This window comes from uncultured Lutibacter sp., assembly GCF_947495725.1.
Classification (GTDB): Bacteria; Bacteroidota; Bacteroidia; order Flavobacteriales; family Flavobacteriaceae; genus Lutibacter.
The window spans coordinates 1-3427 of sequence record NZ_CANLZZ010000013.1; the positions used below are offsets into that span (position 1 = coordinate 1).

Here is a 3427-nt window from a genome sequence, read left to right on the forward strand (position 1 = left end):
TTACATGTAATTCACCTATTATTACACTAGACGCTAGCAGTTCAACTATTCAGGGAACAGCTATTTATAAATGGAGTACAGGAGCAACAACCGCAACAATTGATGTTACTGTGGCGGGTGATTATAGTGTTACCGTTACAGATTCAGTTAATGGATGTTCAGCTACAAGTGAGGTAGTTACCATTACAGAAGATAATTCAGAAGTAGAGGAAGTTGTTAATATTTGTGATGATTTAATAGGAGTTAGTTTTGGAGATATATTACAGTTAAATTTAAATGATTATTTAAGTGTTGCGGGAGAAGGAAATGGAACTTGGGAAAGTATTGGAAATGAGGATCAATTAAGAGGAAATACATTTGACTTAGTTTATGATAATTCAGGAGATGATTATAACTTTGTTTATACAGGGGATAATGGATGTATTTCACAATTAACTATCCAAACTTGTGCGGTATTACCATGTTCAACAAGTGATTTAGAAATATCGAAAGTAGTAACACCAAATGAAGACGGATTTAATGATCAATTTGAATTATTAGGTTTGGAAGGATGTGGATTTAGTTATGATGTTCAAATATTTAACCGTTGGGGAAAAATGGTTTACCAATCAAATAATTATCAAAATAATTGGAGAGGTTATGCTAATACAGGTGGATCAACCATAGGTAGTAGTGCCAGTCTACCAACAGGGACATATTATTATATAGTTAATGTATTAAGTAGTGGTTTTAAGCCAATTACAGGATATATATATTTAGGTACAAACTAAAAAAAATAAATCTATGAAACGTATAATTATACTTTTAGTAATGGGTATTTTGGGGTTAGAATATTCTAACGCCCAGCAATTGCCACAATTTACTCAATACATGTACAATACAATTGCTATTAATCCGGCTTATGCAGGTAGTAGAGATGCTTTAAGTATTGTAGGATTGAATAGGAATCAATGGGCAGGATTTGATGGAGGGCCACAAACACAAACCTTGTCTATTCATTCTCCTTTACGTAATGAAAAGGTAGGATTAGGACTTTCATTATTAAATGATAAATCGGGATATGAGAACTTTACCTATGTTTATGCAGATTTTTCCTATACAATAAAGGCTAGTGAAAAAGTTGATTTGAGTTTTGGATTAAAAGGAGGTATGACTTATTACAAGTTAGCAGACGAATTATACAACGCCACAGAAGTTGGTCAGGATCCTTATTTTAATGAAAAATTAAATAGATGGAATTCGAACTTTGGAGCAGGAGTATTATTTCATTCTAATAAGTGGTATATGGGTTTATCTATTCCAAAGCTAATAAATCATGATTTAAACAATGACACCGAATTTGCAGCTTTAGAGCGAGTTCATTATTATTTAATAGGAGGGTATGTTTTTAATTTAAATGATAATTTGAAATTAAAGCCATCCTTTATGATGAAACACACAAAGGGAGCAGCAATATCAACTGATTTATCGGCAAACTTTTTATTTTATGAAAAGTTTTGGGTAGGAGGTTCGTATAGATTTAATGGCGATCAAAATGCAATAGGCGCTATAGTAGATTTTCAAGTTTCCGATCAGTTTAGAGTTGGATATACATATGAAATACCTACCGGAGAAATTAGACCTTATACATCAGGATCACATGAAATATTACTTATGTATGAATTTAGATACTTTAAGAAAAAACAAAAATCTCCAAGATATTTTTAACCAAATAAATGATGAAGATTATGAAAAATATACAAGTTTTATTTGTTGCTTTGGTTTTAATAAGCACATCAGTATTTGGACAAACAGCCAAACAGAAACGAGCAGAAAGACAGTTTAATGATTTTTCATTTGTAAAAGCTATCAATACTTATGAAAAATTAATTGACACTAGTTTTAATAAATACCATGCTATGCGTAAATTAGGCGATGCCTATATAATGCTTAGACAACCCGAAAAAGCTTTAGAAATCTATGAAAAAGTTGTAAAACAAGAAAATGTACCTTCTGAATATTTTTTATACTATGCCCAAACATTAAGAGCAAATGGGAAATATGAAGCCTCTAAAAAGTGGATGAAGAAGTATAAAGAATCTGGAAATAAAGAAGATTCAAGGGTAAAAGAATTCTTTAAAAACGAAGACTTGGCAAGTGCCATATTTAATTCATCTGAAAAAAACACATTAAAAAAACTATCAATTAACACAAAGTTTAATGAATTTGGAGCAACAGAATTAAATGACAATATTGTTTTTAGTTCTTCAAGAGATGAAGGTGTTTCTATTAAAAGGTTATATGCTTGGGATAAACAACCAATGTTAGATTTATATCAGGTTTCCAAAGAAGGTGGTTCCGTGGAAGGGACAAGTTCTTTTGAAGGAAGTGTAAATTCAATTCATCATGAAGGTCCAGCTACATTTACGGAAGATGGCACAAAAATGTATTTTTCAAGGAATAATTACCATGATTCTAAAAAAATTAATGACGAAGGAGGTATAATGCATATTGGAATTTATAGTGCAGAATTGATAAATAATGAATGGGTAAATGTTAAGCCCATAAATTTAAATAATCCAAACTATATTGTTTATCATCCTTCATTAAGCAAAGATGGTAAAAACCTTTATTTTGCGTCGAATATGCCAGGAGGGTTTGGAGGTACAGACATTTATGTAAGTAAATTGCTTGAAGATGGAACTTTTGCTACTCCAGTTAATATGGGAAATATAATAAACACAGAAGGAAATGAAGCTTTTCCATTTATATACGATGAAGAAGATACACTTTACTTTTCATCTGACGGACATGTTGGACTTGGTTTAATGGATGTTTTTGCATCAGTAAAAGATGAAAACCAAACAATTGTTAATGTTATTAATCTAGGAGAGCCAATTAATAGTAAAAAAGATGATATTGCTTATTATTTGGCAAAAGATGGACTACGAGGATATATTTCTTCCAATAGAAAAGGAGGAGTTGGAGGAGATGATATATACGCATTTACAAGAATTCCCCCATTAACTTTAAGCGGAAATATTTATGATGACGCAAATAACGAGCCAGTTGTAGGAGCAAAAGTATTATTAACAAGAGAAAATGGAGAAGAATTAGGTTATTTTATAACAAAGGAAGACGGAGCATATGAGCATATTATTCCAAGAGACGAAAAGTTTGTATTAAAAGGTTCAAAAGAAAAATATCAAGATGTAGCCAAGAAATTTAGTTCATTTGGATTAGAAAAGGAGAGAGCGTTAATAGTTGATTTAAATATTGCTATGAAACCAGTAGAAGATGTTGTAATTTTGGCCGATCTAGAAATTATTTATTTTGATTTAGATAAATACAATATAAGACCAGATGCTGCAGTTGAATTAGATAAAGTTGTTGAGTTAATGAACAAGTATCCAGGTATGGTAATTAGATTAGAATCACATACAGATAG

The 3427-nt window shown here is 31.0% G+C and carries 3 protein-coding genes; all 3 read left to right on the forward strand.

The genetic code is table 11. The annotated features are described in order from the left end of the window. Positions 1-770 (forward strand): gliding motility-associated C-terminal domain-containing protein (locus tag Q0776_RS17690; RefSeq protein ID WP_298371335.1); only part of this gene is annotated, 770 nt, incomplete at its 5' end. Between the two features lie 13 nt (positions 771-783). Further along, on the forward strand, positions 784-1707 hold the full coding sequence (locus Q0776_RS17695; RefSeq protein ID WP_298371337.1) for a type IX secretion system membrane protein PorP/SprF: 924 nt from the start codon (positions 784-786) through the stop codon (positions 1705-1707). Between the two features lie 20 nt (positions 1708-1727). Further along, on the forward strand, positions 1728-3427 hold a 1700-nt coding region (locus tag Q0776_RS17700; RefSeq protein WP_298371340.1), incomplete at its 3' end, for a flagellar motor protein MotB.

Bases quoted from the DNA above. Each gene is read 5' to 3' on its own strand.
- Q0776_RS17695 (WP_298371337.1), top strand. From the start codon at position 784: ATGAAACGTATAATTATACTTTTAGTAATGGGTATTTTGGGGTTAGAA.